Source organism: Pantoea coffeiphila (genome assembly GCF_016909495.1).
GTDB classification, from domain to species: Bacteria; Pseudomonadota; Gammaproteobacteria; order Enterobacterales; family Enterobacteriaceae; genus Erwinia; species Erwinia coffeiphila.
Genome location: NZ_JAFBFW010000001.1, coordinates 765,218 through 784,624, shown reverse-complemented (window position 1 = coordinate 784,624; position 19,407 = coordinate 765,218). Strand labels below are relative to the sequence as shown.

The window sequence follows — 19,407 nt, the reverse complement described above, 5'->3', positions numbered from 1 at the left end:
GTGAGCGGGATGTTTGCTGCGGTGTGAGGTTCCTGAGACAGCGACGGTAGGCAGCGGACAAAAGGTCTTTTGCACGTACAGAACCAGATATCATCTCGTGCGCAGGTAAGTGGTTTGGACCAGTGTCTCCAGTACGACTTCATTTTTTGTCACTTTGAAGTTCAGTGACTGTTTCAGTTCACTAAACAATGGGATGCCGCCACCCAGTAAAAGGGGAAAGCGAGTAATAATCAGTTGATCGATAAGATCCTCATTGAGGAAGCTTTGAATTGTTGCGCCACCGTCGATGTACAGATCGTTAAATCCCCTGGCATTCAGCTCAGCGATAATGTCTTTTAATTCACCTTTGACTATGAATACCTTTTCCTCATAGCCCTGCGGCACTTTCGTCATCGTATTGCTTAACACAAACACGGGCTTTGAATAGGGCCAGTCGCAGTCAAAACCGAGTACGGCCTCAAGGGTGTTACGCCCCATCACCAACCCGTCAATTTGCTCCATCAAAGCGAAGCAACCCGTATCGATGTTATCGGGATTGGGCACCGAGTTTAGCCAGTCGAGTTTCCCCTGCTTATCTGCAATGTAGCCATCCAGACTGGTTGCAATGAATACGATGTTTGCCATAAATCCCTCATCAAATTAGTCGTGGTTGAGCCAGGCGGAGACAGCGTGTATAGTTAATTCTACAGTGTAGAATAAAGTGAATTTTATGGGAGGGATCGGATGGCTGTCAATGAGAAAAAACGTGGACGACCCGTTGGCAAGTTGACTCAGCTAACCGCTGACGGGATTCTGGAAACGGCGAAATGTCTGATGAAGGAGAATGGGAAAATCCCCAGCATCCGCGCATTAGCAACGCGGTTAAATGTGGACCCCATGGCGATTTATCACTACTTTGAAAACAAGAATTCGCTGTTAGAGGCACTAACGACATCGCTGGTGGTGGGGATCTATCTGCCTCAGGCACGTTCGGACTGGCAAAACGAGTTAAAGCACTTATGTGAGAGTTACATCGAAATATTGCGCGAGTACAGCGGACTCCTGGAAACCATGCTGAGCATGACATCACACGGCCCGGCGCAGATATTTACTGAACGCTATAAAATTATTGTTTCTCCTCTGGCGCTACCCAAACAAACCGAAAAAGACGGCCTGGATCTGCTGGCAGATTATTTGCACGGTTTCGCGTTATCGATTAGCTGTAACCCTGACGAAAGTAGGATCAAAACTGAAATGATGAATGGGCCTTTGGCATTAATCTGTCATGCACTGGAATCTTCAAGAACCTGAGCCTTTGAGTGTTGTATCTAATCCTGGGTTTCAGGACAGCTTAGCTGTGATGAATGAAACATCAAAAGTGACTGGTGCACTAAAGTGAGATACTTACACCGCCATCGAATGAAAAGTCCGTTGCTGGGAATAGTCTTGAGAAATACCGGGATTCAGAAGCCTGCTGAAGATAGCGGATTGCATATGAGGAGAGTGACTGATTCAAAGTAAAGTACGAGAAAATACCTCTGAATTGTTGGCGATTATCGCCTATAATTGAAGACTAAAGCCTATCTTCCAGGAGTCTCAATGAGCAATAACAAAAATACTCAGGAAAGTTACGCTCAGCCATCTCGTGCGGATATTGTTCGCTCTGTAGTGACCTCTACGGCTGTCGAAACAGGAAAGCCGTCCGCGAAGATTGAAGCTTTGCTTGAAGCTACGCGAAAAAAATTCTCCCATTTACGTCTTGCTGTTTAGTCCTTTCTTAATGCTTCTCTGACCCAGTGTTTCATCGGCTCGTAGTCCATGGACATGCCTGCATGAATAGCCGAAATATATTGGGTTTTGTTTTGTTCCCAGCGTTGATAGTCAAGTGGTTTAAAACCCGCCTGAACCGCCATGACATCGGCTAAAAGCCGCGATAAGCGTCCGTTTCCTTCTCTGAACGGATGAATGAGTATCAGCTCGACATGTGTTATGGCGATAGCTTCAATCAAATTGTCTTCATTCATATCTGTACACGGTGTGTAACGGGCGAGATATTGCACATCATAATCGTTCTCAGTTTTGACAGTTGCGCTGAGGGAGCAACATAAAACCTCCTTTGCTTATATTGACCGTCCTTTCATGTCCTGCCCACTGATAAATGTTGCCTAACCACCGACGATGCCAGCTTTTTAGCAGGGATAAACTGAGTTGCCCGTGTGGAAAATGTTCTTCAAAAACAGAATGGTAAAGTTGTTCTAATAGTACAAGCTCTGCCTCATCTATTTAATCTAAAGAAGCAATCCCTAACTTATTAGCCAAAACTTGTTCGCCGGAATCTTTCTCAAACTGACCTTCGCTGCCAGGAACGTGGTATCGGTTCATGAGTACGCTCGGGAACGGTGACGGGTGGATATATGAAGTATATCGTTCTGTGACTAACGCAACAATATTATTAGAATCAGAGGATTAATAAAAGGCAGGTTAAAACATGGCTTTTTTTGATGCAATATGAAAACAAAAATCCACGCAGCTGCGTGGATTTTTAGATTTCCGCTGTCCCAACGAGGTTCAGAAAACTTCGTTTGGCAGCAAAAGCGAGAAAACGGATTACACGTTAAACAGGAAGTTCATCACATCGCCATCTTTCACGATGTAGTCTTTACCTTCTGAACGCATCTTACCGGCTTCTTTCGCGCCCTGTTCACCCTTGAAGGCGATGAAGTCATCAAACGCGATGGTCTGAGCGCGGATAAAGCCTTTTTCGAAGTCGGTGTGGATTTTACCGGCGGCCTGTGGCGCGGTCGCACCAACAGGGATAGTCCAGGCACGCACTTCCTTCACGCCAGCGGTGAAGTAGGTTTGCAGGTTCAGCAGGGCATAACCGGCGCGGATCACGCGGTTCAGGCCCGGCTCTTCAATACCCAGCTCGGCCATAAACTCTTCACGGTCGCCGTCTTCCAGCTCGGCAATATCAGACTCAACGGCAGCGCACACCGGCACCACAACGGAACCTTCAGCGGCGGCGATTTCGCGCACTTTATCCAGGTACGGGTTGTTCTCGAAGCCGTCTTCGTTGACGTTGGCGATGTACATGGTTGGCTTCAGAGTCAGGAAGCTCAGGTAGCGGATGGCCGCTTTGTCTTCTTCGCTCAGGTCCAGCGCGCGCAGCATGCCGGCTTTTTCCAGCTGCGGCAGGCATTTTTCCAGCGCGGCCTGTTCGGCTTTCGCGTCTTTATCGCCGCCTTTGGCTTTCTTCTGCACGCGCTGCAGGGCACGTTCGCAGGTATCAAGGTCGGAAAGCGCCAGCTCGGTGTTGATGGTTTCGATATCGTCCGCCGGATCGACCTTGTTATTCACGTGAATAATGTTGTCGTTCTCAAAGCAGCGCACCACGTGGCCAATCGCTTCGGTTTCACGGATGTTGGTCAGGAACTGGTTGCCCAGGCCTTCACCTTTAGATGCGCCCTTAACCAGGCCCGCGATATCCACGAATTCCATAGTAGTTGGCAGAATGCGCTGCGGCTTAACGATTTCGGCCAGCTGATCCAGACGTGAGTCAGGCATTGGCACTACGCCGGTATTCGGCTCAATGGTGCAGAACGGGAAGTTAGCTGCTTCGATGCCCGCTTTGGTTAACGCATTGAACAGGGTGGATTTCCCGACGTTTGGCAGGCCCACAATACCGCATTTGAATCCCATGTTTGAATCACCTTAATAGCTTGATAATCAAGGTATTGTTAAATACCTCAATGTTGTCACAGACAGTGTCTTAAAAGTTTCCGCACATTATACACGTAAAACCGGCCGCGATGGCGTTGATTTGTCACGCAGCGGGCAGGTTTCACTTGAGATCGCCTTCACAATTTCCCATACTGACATATCTTTACCCTTATCGGAGAACCGCGCAGATGCATTGCTTCCTGCTTACGCCACCCTGAGAATGCTCCCCTCTGCGCAACAGATCCGTTGCCTTCACTCGTCGCTTGAACGAGTCCGCTGTACTCGCTGATAGCCTGAATCGCGCGGTGCAGAACTTCTGTCTGAAAAAAATAACTGGAAATAACATGTTTAACCTGAGCAATTTCAGGGCGAGAGACGTCAAAAACGACGTGCTGGCCGGTGCTGTCGTTTCGGTGGCGCTGATCCCTGAAGCGACCGCCTTTTCCCTGCTGGCCGGGCTGTCGCCGACTATCGGCCTGCATACCGCCTTTATCCTCGGCATTATTACCGCCTTTTTCGGCGGAAAGCCGGGGATGATCTCCGGTGCGGCCGGGTCGATCGTGGTGGTGCTGATTAGCCTGATTACCCAACACGGCTACGAGTATGTGCTGGTGGCCAGCATCCTCGCCGGGCTGATCCAGCTGGCGATTGGCGTGCTCAAGCTGGGCAAGTTTATTCGCCTGGTGCCGCAGCCGGCGATTTATGGTTTTGTTAACGGTCTGGCGATCGTCATTATGCTGGCGCAGTTCCCGATGATTAAAGGGCAGGGGCCGATGATGTACGCGCTGGTCGCGCTGGCGATGCTGATTGTCTGGCTGTTCCCGAAAGTGACCAAAATTATTCCCGGTTCGCTGGCGGCGCTGATCGTGATTAGCGCGATCGCCATTGGCTTTGGGCTGGATACTAAACGCGTTGGCGATCTGGCGGATATCTCCGGCACGCTGCCGATGTTCCACCTGCCGCAGGTGCCGGTGAGCTGGGAAACGCTGAAAATCGTATTGCCGTATTCGGTGGTGATTGCGCTGGTCGGACTGATTGAGTCACTGCTGACGCTGGCGGTGCTGGATGAAATGGGCAGCAAAAAAGGCGCGGGTAATCAGGAGTGTGTGGCACAGGGCATCGGCAATACGCTGTGCGGCTTCTTCGGCAGTTTTGCGGGCTGCGCGATGATCGGCCAGTCGATTATTAACTTCACCTCCGGCGGCCGCGGGCGCATCTCAAACCTGGTCGGTGCCGTGCTGCTGATCCTGTTTGTTGTCAGCCTGTCGCAGTACATCGCGCTGCTGCCGGTGGCGGCGCTGGCCGGGATTATGTTTGTGGTGTGCATCAATACCTTTGAGTGGAGTTCAATCAAGCGCCTGAAGCGGATGCCGAAAGCGGATGCGGTGATCATGATTGCCGTGACGCTGGTGACGATCTTTACCGATCTGGCGATGGCGGTGATTTGCGGGGTGATTATCTCCGCGCTGGTCTTTGCCTGGCAGCATGCGCGCATCACTATCGTCGCGCAGGAGAGTGAAGAAGGGCAGAAAACCTATCGTCTGGAGGGGCCGCTGTTCTTTGGTTCGACAACCAGTTTCCAGGAGCTGTTCGATCCGCAGCAGGACCCGGATCGGGTGGTGATTGATTTTGCGCGTACCCGGGTGATGGATTCCAGCGGCGTGGAGGCGATTGATAAGCTGACCGCGCGCTATCTGGAAGCAGGAAAAACCCTGCGCCTGCGCCATCTCAGCGAGGACTGCGTCAGCCTGCTGAAAAAGGCGGGGCCATACTGTACGCATGAACTGGACGACCCCGATTATAAGGTCGCCAGCAACGACGCCTGACGGAGAACGTCGCAAGCAGGCCCGAATCCGGGCCTGCTGCGATTAACCCGCTTTATAGCTGTGCAGGCGGTTCATCGCCTTCAGCTTATCTTCCTTCAGCCACACTTCGGTGCAGCGCGCCGCTTCGTCAATGGCGTTATCAATCAGCGGCTGTTCAGAGGCCATCGGTTTACCCAGCACGAATCCCACCACTTTATTACGATCCCCCGGATGACCGATGCCGATGCGCAGGCGGTGAAAGTTCAGGTTATTACCCAGCTTGCTGATGATATCTTTCAGGCCGTTGTGCCCGCCGTGGCCGCCGCCCTGTTTGAATTTTGCCACGCCCGGCGGCAGATCCAGTTCGTCGTGCGCGACCAGAATCTCTTCCGGCGCGATGCGATAAAACGTCGCCATCGCCGCCACGGCTTTACCGCTGAGGTTCATAAAGGTAGTCGGCACCAGCAGGCGCACATCTTCACCGCCGATATTCAACCGCGCGGTGTAGCCATAAAATTTACTTTCTTCCTTTAGCGACTGATTGTGACGTTCAGCCAGCAAATCAACATACCAGGCGCCGGCATTATGGCGCGTAGCGGCGTATTCAGCGCCGGGATTGGCAAGGCCAACAATCAGTTTAATGCTGCTCACGGTGTATTTTCCTGAAGCGTACGAATTAAGGCAGGTAGTTTACTGAAGCGGAAGGGATAACTCAAAGGCCACCGGACGCTCGCTGCGAATGGCAGATAGTTAGTCAGCGTGATAATACATTTTCTATACAAATTCAGTCGATTAGATGTAAAGAACTGTCAAAGATTTAGCGATAAATGTGATCGCGCCCGCAACGACCGCGCAGACGATTTCCTACACTATGGACATCTGGCAACGGAGTTTGCCCTGTTAAACCGTCTGGAGGTGCGTAATGAAACGTAAACATACACATGTAATGGGCAACGCCCTGATGGTGCTGGGTTTAGTGGTGATGATATTCGGGGTTGGTTACTCGGTGCTTAATCAGATGCCGCAGCTGCAGCTACCGCAATTTATGGTGCATGGGGCGATTTTCAGTATCTTCATCGGCGCGCTGCTGTGGCTGGTTGGTGCCCGCGTTAGCGGACGAGAGAAAATTGCCGACCGCTACTACTGGGTGCGTCACTGTGGCGATAAACGCTGCCGCCAGGGTAATCGCCAGCACTAATTAAGTCCCGTAGTGGACAATAGGGTTAAATCATTCAGCTTCGCTGACCTTCATTAATGCCCGCCTTCGCGGGCATTATGCTTTGCTCAGGCTTGATTTAAGCAATCATCAGCTTGAGATGGCGTAGCTCATTTGTCTATTGTTTAACCGGCTACCGGCAGGGTTTGTAATCGCTGTTCGTCCGGACGATACACCTTTATCTGATTACGTCCGGCTGCTTTGGCCTGATACAGTGCATCATCCGCCGCCGCAATCAGCGAATCCACGAGCAGGGGACCATAAGAGCTGCTGGCAACGCCGATGCTGACGCTGTAGTGCACCTGCTGCGGCCTCGAAGCTTCTATTGTCTGACGAATCCGCTCTGCCGTTTCCATCCCCACTTTTTCATCGCATAAAACAATGGCGGCAAATTCCTCGCCCCCAAGCCGGGCAAAAAAACTGTCCGCGGGTAGTTCAGTGACCACTTTGTGGCAAAAATCGATCAGCACCTGATCGCCATGATAGTGACCAAAGCGGTCGTTGATGCTTTTAAAATGGTCGAGATCGAATAACATCACGGTGATCTCTCGGGCCGTGCTGACAGGGTTTGCCAGCTGATCGGCCTTTTCGAACAGCGCGCGACGATTCCAGACGCCGGTCAGTGGATCGAGCAGCGAAGCCTGCTTGTACTTGATCTGCGTGCGTTCGTTGACCATCGCCATCAGGGTAAAACTCATTCCGATCACAATCAGTATCGATTCCAGAATGACATAAACCGAGAAGGTTGAGCCGCCGATTGCCCCGTAGAGTGGGCTGGGTATACCGCCGTCTAACAGCGCCCGCGCCACGCTGAACAGCAGATGTATCCACAGCAGAAGTCGGGCGGGCCAGAAGGTCACCGGCAGCATGGCGCGCGCACGGTGCAGTTCGCGGATCATCGCCGCAGTGTAGATAATGCACATCAGGCAGGAAACCAGAATCCGGTTATGCATCGAGTTCCAGAACCACGGGAACAGGCACAGTACGCCCCAGAACACCATGCCCAGAGTCCAGTCGTAGCCGCACCGCGCGCCGCGAAAGGCGCGGAATGCGCTGAGTAACAGACCATAGGCCAGCAGCACGCAGATATTGCCCACCGCCACTGACCAGAACAGCAGGCCTTCACTACGAAGGCTGCTTAACCAGACGGCAATAACACTGACGATCAGCGAGATACAGTTAAATCCCAACACTTTATCGTACTGCGCACCGCTCCAGGCGAAGGCGGTGATGACGATAAGAAACAGCAGTACGTACAGCTCGCAGATAAACAGGGTTGCGACGTCTAGCGCCATATAAGAATATTCCGATTAAGTCAATTCGAGCAAAGTAGCATTAATAAATGGTCCTCAAAAGGGGGGGTTATGCCAAATTGCTAAAAAAAACTGTCCGGCATCACTATCCGCTTAATTAATCTGCTTACCCCGGGGAACCAGGCACAGCCAGATCGCGATGGCACAGATCACGGTAACAACTAAAAGCACCCACAGCAGCTGCTGGAAGGCGTGCTCCGCCATCGGTAACAGTGCGGAGTCGATGGCCGATCCGGCACTCAATGTCGGTAGCGATTCGGCAGAGACGTGGTGAAGATTCGCCAGGCGGGCCAGCAAAAAGGTAAACAGACTGCTGACGCTCGCCAGCGCCACGCCTTCCCCGGCTACGCGCACCGTACTGAAAATTCCGGTCGCCATACCCGCACGCTGCGGCGGCACCACGCTGACCGACAAGTTGTCCATCAGCCCCCACGGCAGCCCGCTACCCGTTCCGATCAGTAACATCGCCAGCAGGGTTAACAGCAGCGAGCTTTGCGGCGTTACCGCACTCAGCAACCCGATACCCGCAGCGGCCAGCAGCAGGCCACCCGCGCTGACCGTGCCGGGATGGTAGCGGCGGGTCAGACTGACCGCGATCGAGGGAATAATCAGCATTGGCAGCGAAATGGCTAACATCAGCAAACCCGTGCTTAAAGCGTCATAGCCGTAAAAGCCCATAAATCGTAGCGGCAGCAGCACCAGCAGTACCACGAAGCAGTAGCAGGTCGCGACCGGCAACAGTTGTACACCAACGAAGCGTCCATAGCGGAACAGGCTCAGATCGAGCATCGGGAAGGCAGTGCGCCGCTCAATAAAGACAAACAGCGCCCCCGTCAGCAGGGAAGCCAGCAGCAGAATGCGGGTGAGCGGCGTACTGCCGCCGTCGGCCATTTGTAATAATCCCCAGGTAAACAGCGTCAGCGCGGTGCTGAAGGTGATGATACCGGCCCAGTCCAGCGGCTGCGGCTCGGGGTTGCGTGACTCGGCCAGATAGCGGGTGCCAAAAAGTAATGCCACCGCACCAAACAGGGCACAGCAGAGGAAAACGCTGTGCCAGCCCGCCGCCTGCATCAACATTCCTGCCACCACCGGTCCCGCCGCCAGTCCCACGCCGAAACTGGTTCCCAGCATGCTAAAAGCCCGGGCGCGCGCTTCGCCGTTAAAACTGTTGGCCATGGCTGCTGAACCTCCGGCCAGTGCGGCAGCGGCAGCCGCCCCTTGTAGCGCGCGAACAATATCCAGCCAGACCACCGAAGGCAGCCATGGGGTCAGCAGTGAAAGCAGGGTGAATACCGACACGCCGCTGATAAACAGGCGCTTGCGGCCATAGCGATCGGCCAGGGAGCCAGCGGCCATTAGCAAACTGCCGAAGCTGAGCAGGAATGAGTTGGTTATCCAACTCAGCGCGAGGGGAGATCCGCCGGGATGAACGGCAATGGCGGGCGTGGCGATGACCCCGGCAGAAAAACTCAGCGGCAGCATCAGCGCCGCGCTGCAAACGGCCAGCACGCTCCAGCGGCTGCTTTGGGCTTCAAGTGTCAGGGAACTCATTTTTTATCTCCGCTTTCATCAGTCAAAAAAGCAGGATAGATTGGCATGTGTGGGTGATAAACAGGCCGCATGGCCGAAGATAAAGGACAAAAAGTATCGAATGAGCAGCGTGGAAAGCCTGAGTGGTTTGACGGCCTTTGTGAAAGCGGCGCAGGCGGGGAGTTTCGCTTCGGCGGCAGAGCGTCTTGGCGTGTCGGCGTCGGCGGTGGGTAAAAGCGTGGCGCGGCTGGAAAGCAGCCTCGGGGTGAGCCTGTTTAACCGCAGTACGCGCAGCCTGAGCCTGACGGAAGAGGGGGCGCTGTTTTATGAGCGCAGCCAGCGCATTGTGCAGGAGCTGGAGGAGGCCGAGCAGGAGCTTTCGCGGCTGATGTCCGCCCCGCGCGGGCGTTTGCGGCTGAGTTTTCCGGCGATTGGCTACCGTCTGCTGCTGCCTCTGCTGCCCGGGTTCACCGCGCAGTACCCGGATATTGAGCTGGATCTTGATTTCAACGATCGGCTGGTGGATGTCATTAGTGAAGGCTATGACGCCGTGCTGCGCAGCGGGGATTTTGCCGATTCGCGGTTAAAGGCGCGGCGGTTGGGCGGCTTTCGTTTTTGCCTGGTTGCCTCCGGCGATTATTTTTCCCGTCGAGGGCGGCCCATGCAACCCTCGGACCTGAGCGAACATGAGTGCCTGCTGTACCGCTTTTCCGGCAGCGGCCAGCTTCAGCCCTGGCAGTTTGACGGCGTTGATGCGCGTCAGCTTTCGCTGCAGGGTTCGCTGGTGTTCAACAATCTTGAGGCGCAGATTTCGGCCGCCCGGCGTGGGCTTGGGTTGATTTACGTGCCGGATTTTGCGGTGCAGGAGTATCTGGATAGCGGGGAGTTGGTTTGCGCTCTGGATGATTGTATCAGTGCCGGAGGGCAGTTTTCGCTGCTGTGGCCGGGGAATCGGCATCTGTTACCGAAGTTGCGGGTGTTTATTGATTATCTGGCCGAGCATATTGGTTTGGATCGGTGATTTACTGCTTAGGTGGTTTTTGCAGCGACGGTGTTTGCGCTGACTGGCCCATTAACACGGATGCTCCAGCTATGACAGACCAGACACAAAAAAACCGCCGTCCCGAAAGACAGCGGCTATATAAATTTGAACGCTAAAAACAAACCGGCCGGAATAACCCGGCCAGTGAATTAATGCTCAAACATCGCAGAAATGGATTCTTCGTTGCTGATACGACGAATCGCTTCCGCCAGCATGCCTGACAGCGTCAGGGTGCGCACGTTTGGCAGCGCTTTAATCTCTTCTGGCAGCGGAATCGTATCGCACACCACAACCTCATCAATCACCGAATGACGCAGATTTTCAACCGCGTTGCCGGAGAAGATTGGGTGAGTTGCGTACGCGAATACACGCTTGGCGCCACGCTCTTTCAGCGCTTCCGCCGCTTTGCACAGGGTACCGCCGGTATCGATCATATCGTCAACCAGCACGCAGTCACGGCCTGCCACATCACCGATGATATGCATCACCTGAGAGACGTTAGCACGTGGGCGGCGCTTGTCGATAATCGCCATATCGGTATCGTTCAGCAGCTTGGCAATGGCACGGGCGCGAACCACGCCGCCAATGTCCGGGGAAACCACAATCGGGTTCTCCAGGCCAATCTGCATCATATCTTCCAGAAGAATCGGGCTACCGAAAACGTTATCAACCGGAACGTCGAAGAAGCCCTGAATCTGTTCGGCGTGCAGATCAACGGTCAGAACGCGGTCAACACCAACGCTTGACAGGAAATCAGCAACCACTTTAGCCGTAATCGGTACACGAGCAGAGCGCACGCGGCGGTCCTGACGGGCATAGCCAAAATACGGAATGACCGCTGTAATACGACCAGCGGAAGCACGACGCAGGGCGTCAACCATCACAACCAGTTCCATCAGGTTATCGTTGGTTGGGGCACAGGTGGACTGGATGATGAAAATATCACCACCGCGTACATTTTCATTAATCTGTACGCTCACTTCACCATCACTGAAACGACCGACGGCGGCGTCGCCCAGGCTGGTGTAAAGGCGGTTGGCAATACGTTGTGCTAGTTCCGGGGTGGCGTTACCAGCAAAAAGCTTCATATCAGGCACGAGAAGAACCTCAGGCTTTGCGTCGAGAGAATGAAATTAAGTCAGGGTTGGCGCAAGACCACTGACGATTTCATGCGGGTGTTAAATGAGCCTGGTGCAGCGTCCGGATCATGGTGACGCTGTCACTTCAGCTCGAATGCTCTGAAAGAATGCGGTGAAGCGGCGAAACGTTTGCGCCTCGCGCGACGAATCCCTGCAATTCTTTCGGGGCCAGCTCAAGCACCTGGCGTGCGGCGGACTCGGTGTCAAATTCAGCAAACACACAAGCACCCGTTCCAGTCAGGCGCGACGGCGCATATTCTAGCAGCCAGGAAACGAGCTGTTCAACCTCGCGGAAACGTTTTCTGACGACGGCCTCACAATCATTGCGGAAATCGGCCTCTAACAGCTCATTGATTTGCCGATATGGCGTATCTCTGGTCAATAACGGATCGTTGAACACCACCGGGGTCGCCACGCTGACGCCGGGGTGCATGACCAGATACCATTTTTCCGCCGGGGAGACGGGCGTTAGCTTTTCACCCACACCTTCTGCATAGGCCGCAAAACCCTGCACGAACACCGGTACGTCGGCACCGAGGCTCAGGCCCAGCGCCGCCAGTTCTTCAAAACTGAAACCGGTCTGCCACTGATGATTCAGCGCAACCAGCACCGTAGCCGCGTTAGACGAACCGCCGCCCAGGCCGCCGCCCATCGGCAGGCGTTTATCTACCGCAAGGCTGGCTCCGGCATTGGCGGGCAGGGTGCCGCGTGCTGCTGCCTTCTCGCGCAGCAGCCGGGCGGCGCGAACAATCAGGTTCTGTTCATCCGACACGCCGGCAACCGGCGTTAACAGTTTTAGTTCACCGCTGCTGTCGGCGGTAATGGTCAGCGTGTCACCATAGTCCAGAAACTGGAACAGCGTTTGCAGATTATGATAGCCGTCTTCACGACGGCCGGTGATATAGAGAAATAAATTTAGTTTTGCCGGTGAGGGCCACTGTTCGATCATTTAACGGTCCAGCTATCCATTTTCAACTTGATGCGCTGACTGCCTTCCTGCAGTTCCAGGTTTGACGGCAGCGTGGGGTTCTGTTTGCTGTCGTAGCCCTGATAGGTCACGTGCCATGTTTTGCCGTCCTGGCTGTAGTTCAGCTCGCGCAGGCGATACTGGTCGTCAAGCGAGTAGTCGGTGGCATCGCCCGGCAGGCCAAGAATCCACTGACGTAAATTATCCAGCGGAATGGTCATGCCGGTCAGCTGTGAGATCATCTGCGCGGCATCGCGGCTGACGTAGCGCTTACCTTTGTTATCCACGATTTGCGCCACCTGGCCCTGCTGGTCGAGCTGTAGCTCTGTACTGCCCAGCGGATTGGTCAGCAGCAGGCGATAGCGGTCCGGGGCGGTTTGCTGCCAGTTAAAGCGGGCATAAACTTTCTGCTGGTCGGAAAGGAAAGCAAAGGCACCGCGAGTTTGATACTGAGTAATTTTTTCCACCGCCTGCTGGTGGTCGCGCCACTGCGGTGAGGTCGGGCTCTGGCCGGGAGTCTGTGGCTCTGGCGTGATGCTACAGGCCGCCAGCAGCACGCTGGCAAGGGGAATAAGCCGCATCAGGCGGCGATTCGACAATAACATTATCAGGTCAACTCCTCGGACGTAATTCGGGCATACTTGCCGCAATCAACCGCTCACGCTAACCAGCTTGCCGGGCGGCGTCAACGCTCAAATTGTCTGATTTGCGCTACAACAGGTAAATCTTGTTGCAGGGATAGGCCACGCATGACTTTTATTGATCCCGCGCATCTTGTAGAATGCGCTTCAGAAAACCCTATCAACTGTGGGATATACCCAATCTGGCACCATGACGTTACTGGCTCTTGGCATTAATCACAAAACCGCTCCCGTTGCGCTGCGTGAACGTGTTACGTTCGCGCCGGATACGCTCGATCAGGCTTTAAACAGCCTGCTGGCGCAGCCGCTGGTGCAGGGTGGCGTGGTGCTTTCCACCTGCAACCGCACTGAAATCTATCTCAGTGTAGAACAGCAGGAGAATTTGCAAGAGCAGCTGACCAAATGGCTGTGCGATTACCACCAGTTAAGTCCGGAAGACCTGCTTAAAAGCCTCTACTGGCACCATGATGATGGCGCGGTCAGCCATTTGATGCGCGTGGCCAGCGGTCTGGATTCTCTGGTGCTCGGCGAACCGCAAATCCTCGGGCAGGTTAAGAAAGCCTTTGCCGACTCCCAGCGCGGCCATTCTCTTTCCAGCGAACTGGAGCGGATGTTCCAGAAATCGTTTTCGGTGGCCAAACGCGTGCGTACCGAAACCGAAATCGGTGCCAGCGCCGTTTCGGTGGCGTTCGCGGCCTGTAGCCTGGCGCGGCAGATTTTCGAATCACTTTCCACGGTCACCGTACTGCTGGTTGGCGCGGGCGAAACGATTGAACTGGCTGCCCGCCATCTGCGTGAACACAAGGTCAGTAAACTGATGATTGCCAACCGTACCCGCGAACGCGCTCAGGTGCTGGCCGATGAGGTGGGTGCTGAAGTGATTAGCCTGCCGGACATTGATTCTCGCCTGGCCGAAGCCGACATTATTATCAGCTCCACCGCCAGCCCGCTGCCGATTATTGGTAAAGGCATGGTTGAGCGGGCGCTGAAGCAGCGCCGTAACCAGCCGATGCTGCTGGTGGATATTGCCGTACCGCGCGACGTTGAGCCGGAGGTCGGTAAATTACCTAACGCCTATCTGTACAGCGTGGACGATCTGCAGGCAATCATCGAAAGCAACCTCGCACAGCGCAAAGCGGCGGCGGTGCAGGCCGAAACGATCGTGGTGCAGGAAAGCAGCGAATTTATGTCATGGCTGCGCGCACAGGGCGCGGTGGAAACTATTCGCGAATATCGTTCTCAGGCCGACCAGGTCCGCAGTGAGCTGGAGGCGCGCGCGCTGGCCGCGCTGCAAAACGGCGGTAATGCGGAAGAGGTCATTCGCGACCTCGCGCATAAGCTGACCAACCGTCTGATCCATGCCCCAACCAAATCTCTTCAGCAGGCCGCACGCGATGGCGATGGCGAACGTCTGCAAATTTTACGCGACAGCCTCGGGCTGGAATAGCGTTTCAAGCCTCTATTAACAAGGTAAAACTACACGAATGAAGCCTTCTATTGTTGCCAAACTGGAAGCATTACAGGAACGTCACGAAGAAGTCGAGGCGATGCTGGGTGATGCCGGTGTGATTGCCGATCAGGAACGTTTCCGTGCGCTGTCACGTGAATATGCTCAGCTGACCGACGTCAGCCAGTGTTTCCGCCGTTGGCAGCAGACCCAGGAAGATATTGAAACTGCCGAGATGATGCTCGACGATGCGGAAATGCGCGATATGGCGCAGGAAGAATTAAAAGAAGCGCGTGAAGCCAGCGAAGATCTGGAACAGCAGCTGCAGGTGCTGCTGCTGCCGAAAGATCCTGACGATGAGCGCAACTGCTATCTGGAAGTGCGCGCAGGAACCGGCGGTGACGAAGCAGCGATCTTCGCCGGCGATCTGTTCCGTATGTACAGCCGCTATGCTGAAGCGCGTCGCTGGAAAGTAGAAATCATGAGCGCCAATGAAGGCGAGCACGGCGGCTTTAAAGAAGTGATCGCGAAAGTGGTCGGTGAGGGTGCCTACGGTCGCCTGAAGTTTGAATCCGGCGGCCATCGCGTACAGCGCGTGCCGGAAACCGAATCCCAGGGCCGCATTCACACCTCCGCCTGCACCGTGGCGGTGATGCCGGAGCTGCCGGAAGCCGAACTGCCGGATATCAACCCGTCAGACTTGAAAATTGATACTTTCCGTTCTTCCGGCGCGGGCGGCCAGCACGTTAACACCACCGACTCCGCCATCCGTATTACCCACCTGCCAACCGGTATTGTGGTGGAGTGCCAGGACGAACGTTCGCAGCATAAAAACAAAGCCAAAGCGCTGGGTGTGCTGGGTTCACGTATCCGCGCCGCTGAAATGGCCCGCCGCCAGCAGGAAGAATCCTCCACGCGTCGCAATCTGTTGGGCAGCGGCGATCGTTCAGACCGTAACCGTACCTATAACTTCCCGCAGGGGCGCGTTACCGATCACCGAATCAACCTGACTATCTACCGCCTGGATGAGGCGATGGAAGGTAAACTGGATTCGCTGATCGAGCCTATCGTGCAGGAATATCAGGCCGATCAGCTGGCAGCCCTCGCCGGGCAGGACTGATGCAGATCCGAGCCTGGCTGCGTGAGGCCATCATCCGCCTGGCAGGCGGCGACAGCCCAAAGCGTGATGCGGAAATTCTGCTCGGCTGGGTAACGGGAAAATCGCGCAGCTGGCTGATCGCCTTCGACGATAGCGAACTGGATGCCGACCAGCAGGCGCGGCTCGATGCCCTGCTGACGCGTCGTGCGGCAGGCGAACCGGTGGCCTATCTCATCGGCGAGCGTGAATTCTGGTCGCTGCCGCTGCGCGTCTCTCCCCATACGCTGATCCCGCGTCCGGACAGTGAAGTGCTGGTTGAGCAGGCGCTGGCGCGCTTGCCGCAGAGTGCCTGTGCGGTGCTGGATCTCGGCACCGGGACCGGGGCGATTGCGCTGGCGATCGCCAGCGAACGGCCCGACTGTCAGGTCACCGGCGTCGATCGCATTGCCGATGCCGTCGAACTCGCCCGGTATAACGCCACAAAGCTGTCGCTGAGCAATGCGCGTTTCCTGCAAAGCAACTGGTTCTCAGCACTGACCGGGCAGCAGTTTGCCATCATCGTCAGTAATCCTCCTTATATTGATGCCGAAGACGGCCATCTCAGCCAGGGCGATGTGCGTTTCGAACCGGCCAGCGCGCTGGTTGCGGGCGATCGCGGTCTGGCCGATATCAAACTGATTGCCGCCGCTGCCGGGCAGCATCTGCACCCTGAAGGCTGGCTGCTGCTGGAACATGGCTGGCAGCAGGCGGAGGAGGTTCGCCAGATATTGCGCGATAACAACTTTACCGCAGTAGAAACCTGTCAGGATTACGGCGGTAACGATCGCGTGACCTTTGGACAGAAACTGGCTGAGTAAGGAGTCAACATGGCTACATGGTATCTTCCGCTAAAACATTTCCATCTGCTGACGGTTTGCATTACCGTGCTGATGTTTGTTTTACGTTTCTGGTGGTTACAGCGCCAGTCTGCCATGCTGCAGCGTCGCTGGGTTCGTATTGTGCCGCACATCAATGACACGTTGCTGTTGTTGTCCGGTGTGCTGCTGGTCACGATTACCCACTTTTACCCGTTCTCGCCACAGGGCAGCTGGCTGACTGAGAAGCTGTTTGGCGTTATTATCTATATTGCACTGGGCTTTATTGCCCTCGGACGACGTCCGCGTGCGCAGAAAGTGCGCTGGATAGCGTTCATTGTGGCCCTGGTCGCGGTTTATGCGATTGTCCGGTTAGCCACAACTAAAATGCCACTGTTGGGGTTTGTATGACGTCCTTAGCTGATTTTGATTTTACTGCCGCCCCGCTGAGTGAAGCGGTTATCGCGGCATCGCTGGCCATTCGCAGCGACTTTCCGGCTGAAAACGTCAGAGAGCAGTTGTCGGCGCTGGTAGCCGAAGCGCGTGCGACTATTTCGCCGCAGCTTGAAGCCGATTTACAGCTGGAGAAGCTGATTGAGCTTTTCTGGCACCAGTGGGGATTCGGCGGCGCGGGCGGTATCTATCGCCTCTCTGATTCTCTGTGGCTGGATAATGTACTGCGTACCCGTCAGGGAACGGCGGTGTCGCTGGGGATTGTGTTCCTGCATATTGCCCGCCAGCTTGAGCTGCCGCTGTGCCCGGTTATTTTCCCCACGCAGCTAATCCTGCGCGCCGAGTGGATTGATGAAGATATCTGGTTAATCAATCCCTTTAACGGTGACACGCTGGATGAACATACCCTTGAGGTGTGGCTGAAGGGCAATATCGGCCCGATTGCCGAACTGTATGATGACGATTTGCAGGAAGCCGAGCCGCTGGCCGTGCTGCGCAAAATGCTCGATACGCTGAAGGCCGCGCTGATGGAAGAAAAACAGATGGAAACAGCGCTACAGGTGAGCCAGGTTCTGGTACAGATGGACCCTGAAGACCCCTATGAAATTCGCGATCGCGGGCTGATTTTCGCCCAGCTGGAATGCGAACACGTGGCGTTGAGCGATCTGGCTTACTTTGTGGAGCAGTGCCCGGAAGATCCGGTGAGTGAAATGATTAAGCTGCAGATCCACTCCATTGAACAGAAACAGATAACCCTGCACTGATGCACTGTGCGCGGTGAATACCTCTAAGACATAAGGCGAAGACATGAAACAAAAAGTGGTTAGCATTGGTGATATCCCGGTAGCAAACGATCTGCCATTCGTCCTGTTTGGTGGCATGAACGTGCTTGAATCCCGCGATCTGGCCATGCGTATTTGTGAACATTACGTCACCGTAACCCAGAAACTGGGTATTCCTTATGTGTTCAAAGCGTCATTTGATAAGGCCAACCGTTCTTCTATTCACTCCTATCGTGGTCCGGGACTGGAAGAAGGGATGAAAATCTTCCAGGAGCTGAAGCAAACCTTCGGCGTGAAAATCATCACCGATGTGCACGAAGCCAGCCAGGCTCAGCCAGTGGCGGACGTGGTTGACGTTATCCAGCTTCCGGCCTTCCTTGCCCGTCAGACCGATCTGGTGGAAGCGATGGCGAAAACCGGCGCGGTAATCAACGTGAAGAAACCGCAGTTCGTCAGCCCGGGCCAGATGGGCAACATCGTGGATAAGTTCGCGGAAGGCGGCAACGATAAAGTTATTCTGTGCGATCGCGGTGCTAACTTCGGCTACGACAACCTGGTGGTCGACATGCTGGGCTTCAACGTGATGAAACAGGTTTCCAACGGTAGCCCGGTGATCTTCGACGTGACCCATGCCCTGCAGTGCCGTGACCCAATGGGCGCCGCTTCCAGCGGACGTCGTGCACAGGTGAGCGAACTGGCTCGTGCCGGTATGGCGGTGGGCATTGCCGGTCTGTTTATTGAAGCACACCCGGACCCGGCCAATGCCAAATGCGATGGCCCGTCGGCGCTGCCGCTGGACAAGCTGGAGCCGTTCCTGGTGCAGATGAAAGCGATTGACGACCTGGTCAAAAGCTTCCCTGAGCTGGATACCAGCAACTAAGATAGCGTAATCTCTCCGGGCCTGATTTTCAGGCCCGTTTTCTTTCCTGCTCTTCTCGTTACCCGCCGGAGTGTGGGCCGAAAGCTTGACTCAAGGAGCCATGATGAAGAAATCTATTCTGCTGATGCTGGCGGCGCTCGTCGCCAGCGGCTGTAGTAGTGACGGCAACCGTTTAAATGAGCAGCAGCTGCTGAATCAGTACTTCGTGCTGAGTGCGGTTGATGGCAAACCCGTTGAGCAACGTGCCGGGATACGTCCGGGCATTAGCTTTGCACCGGGTTTGAGAGTCAGCGGCGTGATGTGCAACCGCTTCTTCGGACAGGGACAACTCGAACAGGGCCGACTGACGGTTCCGCAGCTGGCAACGACCAGGATGCGGTGTCACGATGGTGAACTTAACCAGTGGGAACAACTGCTGGGTCAGGTGCTGACGGCGGGGGCCAGCGTGACAATGCAGCAGCAAACTCTGACGTTGAATGGGGCTGGACATACGCTGGTGTATCGGGTTGAGCAGAGCGCAGAAAAGAATTAAGCAGTAAA

The 19,407-nt window shown here is 54.9% G+C and carries 20 protein-coding genes and 1 pseudogene; 12 read left to right on the top strand and 9 right to left on the bottom strand.

The window, feature by feature from the left end; translation table 11 throughout:
• Nucleotides 1-90: 90 nt before the first annotated feature.
• Complete coding sequence (locus tag JOE09_RS03715) at nt 91-624, bottom strand: dihydrofolate reductase family protein (protein WP_205064829.1); 534 nt, start codon at nt 622-624, stop codon at nt 91-93.
• Nucleotides 625-723: 99 nt separating this feature from the next.
• Here JOE09_RS03715 and JOE09_RS03710 point away from each other — a divergent pair, with 99 nt between their 5' ends.
• Together JOE09_RS03710 and JOE09_RS03705 are read left to right on the top strand one after the other, a co-directional pair.
• On the top strand, nt 724-1,290 hold the full coding sequence (locus tag JOE09_RS03710; RefSeq protein WP_205064828.1) for a TetR/AcrR family transcriptional regulator: 567 nt from the start codon (nt 724-726) through the stop codon (nt 1,288-1,290).
• Nucleotides 1,291-1,578: 288 nt separating this feature from the next.
• A complete protein-coding gene (locus JOE09_RS03705; RefSeq protein WP_205064827.1) occupies nt 1,579-1,749 on the top strand; it encodes a hypothetical protein in 171 nt (56 codons plus the stop codon).
• On the opposite strand, the pseudogene JOE09_RS03700 reads toward JOE09_RS03705, so the two are convergent.
• Nucleotides 1,746-2,361, bottom strand: a pseudogene (locus tag JOE09_RS03700) (Fic/DOC family protein). The gene JOE09_RS03705 and the pseudogene JOE09_RS03700 sit on opposite strands and share 4 nt — an antisense overlap.
• Before the next feature lie 225 nt (nt 2,362-2,586).
• A complete protein-coding gene (gene ychF, locus JOE09_RS03695; RefSeq protein WP_205064826.1) occupies nt 2,587-3,678 on the bottom strand; it encodes a redox-regulated ATPase YchF in 1,092 nt (363 codons plus the stop codon).
• Between the two features lie 365 nt (nt 3,679-4,043).
• On the opposite strand from ychF, the gene JOE09_RS03690 reads away from it, so the two are divergent.
• Nucleotides 4,044-5,525 (top strand): SulP family inorganic anion transporter, encoded by a 1,482-nt coding sequence (locus JOE09_RS03690; protein ID WP_200562652.1) that lies wholly within the window; start codon nt 4,044-4,046, stop codon nt 5,523-5,525.
• 42 nt (nt 5,526-5,567) lie between these two features.
• On the opposite strand, the gene pth is transcribed toward JOE09_RS03690, so the two are convergent.
• The gene (gene pth / locus JOE09_RS03685; RefSeq protein WP_105594344.1) at nt 5,568-6,155 is read right to left on the bottom strand and encodes an aminoacyl-tRNA hydrolase; all 588 of its coding nucleotides are present in this window, start codon (nt 6,153-6,155) and stop codon (nt 5,568-5,570) included.
• A 271-nt stretch (nt 6,156-6,426) separates the two neighbouring features.
• Here pth and ychH point away from each other — a divergent pair, with 271 nt between their 5' ends.
• Complete coding sequence (gene ychH / locus JOE09_RS03680) at nt 6,427-6,702, top strand: stress-induced protein YchH (protein ID WP_105594345.1); 276 nt, start codon at nt 6,427-6,429, stop codon at nt 6,700-6,702.
• Nucleotides 6,703-6,845: 143 nt separating this feature from the next.
• Here ychH and JOE09_RS03675 read toward each other — a convergent pair whose 3' ends face one another.
• Nucleotides 6,846-8,015, bottom strand: coding sequence for a GGDEF domain-containing protein (locus JOE09_RS03675; protein ID WP_205064825.1), 1,170 nt, complete (start codon nt 8,013-8,015; stop codon nt 6,846-6,848).
• A gap of 111 nt (nt 8,016-8,126) precedes the next feature.
• Complete coding sequence (locus JOE09_RS03670; RefSeq protein ID WP_205064824.1) at nt 8,127-9,584, bottom strand: MFS transporter; 1,458 nt, start codon at nt 9,582-9,584, stop codon at nt 8,127-8,129.
• A gap of 109 nt (nt 9,585-9,693) precedes the next feature.
• Here JOE09_RS03670 and JOE09_RS03665 point away from each other — a divergent pair, with 109 nt between their 5' ends.
• Nucleotides 9,694-10,584 carry a LysR substrate-binding domain-containing protein gene (locus JOE09_RS03665; protein WP_205065112.1) on the top strand — a complete coding sequence of 297 codons (891 nt, stop codon included), beginning with the start codon at nt 9,694-9,696 and terminating at the stop codon, nt 10,582-10,584.
• Nucleotides 10,585-10,754: 170 nt separating this feature from the next.
• On the opposite strand, the gene prs is transcribed toward JOE09_RS03665, so the two are convergent.
• The 3 genes from prs to lolB all read right to left on the bottom strand — a co-directional run bounded on the left by prs (nt 10,755) and on the right by lolB (nt 13,316).
• Nucleotides 10,755-11,702, bottom strand: coding sequence for a ribose-phosphate diphosphokinase (prs, locus tag JOE09_RS03660; protein ID WP_105594349.1), 948 nt, complete (start codon nt 11,700-11,702; stop codon nt 10,755-10,757).
• 127 nt (nt 11,703-11,829) lie between these two features.
• Nucleotides 11,830-12,693 (bottom strand): 4-(cytidine 5'-diphospho)-2-C-methyl-D-erythritol kinase, encoded by an 864-nt coding sequence (ispE, locus tag JOE09_RS03655; protein WP_205064823.1) that lies wholly within the window; start codon nt 12,691-12,693, stop codon nt 11,830-11,832.
• Nucleotides 12,690-13,316 (bottom strand): lipoprotein insertase outer membrane protein LolB, encoded by a 627-nt coding sequence (gene lolB, locus JOE09_RS03650; protein WP_105594351.1) that lies wholly within the window; start codon nt 13,314-13,316, stop codon nt 12,690-12,692. Before lolB ends, ispE begins: the two co-directional genes overlap by 4 nt.
• A gap of 226 nt (nt 13,317-13,542) precedes the next feature.
• Between lolB and hemA the strand changes: the two genes are divergently transcribed.
• From hemA to JOE09_RS03615, 7 genes are all read left to right on the top strand, one after another.
• Nucleotides 13,543-14,799 carry a glutamyl-tRNA reductase gene (hemA, locus tag JOE09_RS03645; protein ID WP_205064822.1) on the top strand — a complete coding sequence of 419 codons (1,257 nt, stop codon included), beginning with the start codon at nt 13,543-13,545 and terminating at the stop codon, nt 14,797-14,799.
• A 37-nt stretch (nt 14,800-14,836) separates the two neighbouring features.
• Nucleotides 14,837-15,919, top strand: a complete 1,083-nt coding sequence (prfA, locus tag JOE09_RS03640; protein ID WP_205064821.1) for a peptide chain release factor 1 — start codon at nt 14,837-14,839, stop codon at nt 15,917-15,919.
• Complete coding sequence (prmC, locus tag JOE09_RS03635; protein ID WP_205064820.1) at nt 15,919-16,755, top strand: peptide chain release factor N(5)-glutamine methyltransferase; 837 nt, start codon at nt 15,919-15,921, stop codon at nt 16,753-16,755. The genes prfA and prmC overlap by 1 nt, the downstream gene beginning before the upstream one ends.
• A 9-nt stretch (nt 16,756-16,764) precedes the next feature.
• Nucleotides 16,765-17,163, top strand: a complete 399-nt coding sequence (locus JOE09_RS03630; RefSeq protein WP_105594355.1) for a SirB2 family protein — start codon at nt 16,765-16,767, stop codon at nt 17,161-17,163.
• Complete coding sequence (gene sirB1 / locus JOE09_RS03625) at nt 17,160-17,969, top strand: invasion regulator SirB1 (RefSeq protein ID WP_105594356.1); 810 nt, start codon at nt 17,160-17,162, stop codon at nt 17,967-17,969. The genes JOE09_RS03630 and sirB1 overlap by 4 nt, the downstream gene beginning before the upstream one ends.
• Before the next feature lie 43 nt (nt 17,970-18,012).
• Nucleotides 18,013-18,867, top strand: a complete 855-nt coding sequence (kdsA, locus tag JOE09_RS03620) for a 3-deoxy-8-phosphooctulonate synthase (protein ID WP_105594357.1) — start codon at nt 18,013-18,015, stop codon at nt 18,865-18,867.
• 103 nt (nt 18,868-18,970) lie between these two features.
• Nucleotides 18,971-19,399, top strand: a complete 429-nt coding sequence (locus JOE09_RS03615) for an META domain-containing protein (protein WP_205065111.1) — start codon at nt 18,971-18,973, stop codon at nt 19,397-19,399.
• The last annotated feature ends 8 nt before the right edge of the window (nt 19,400-19,407 follow it).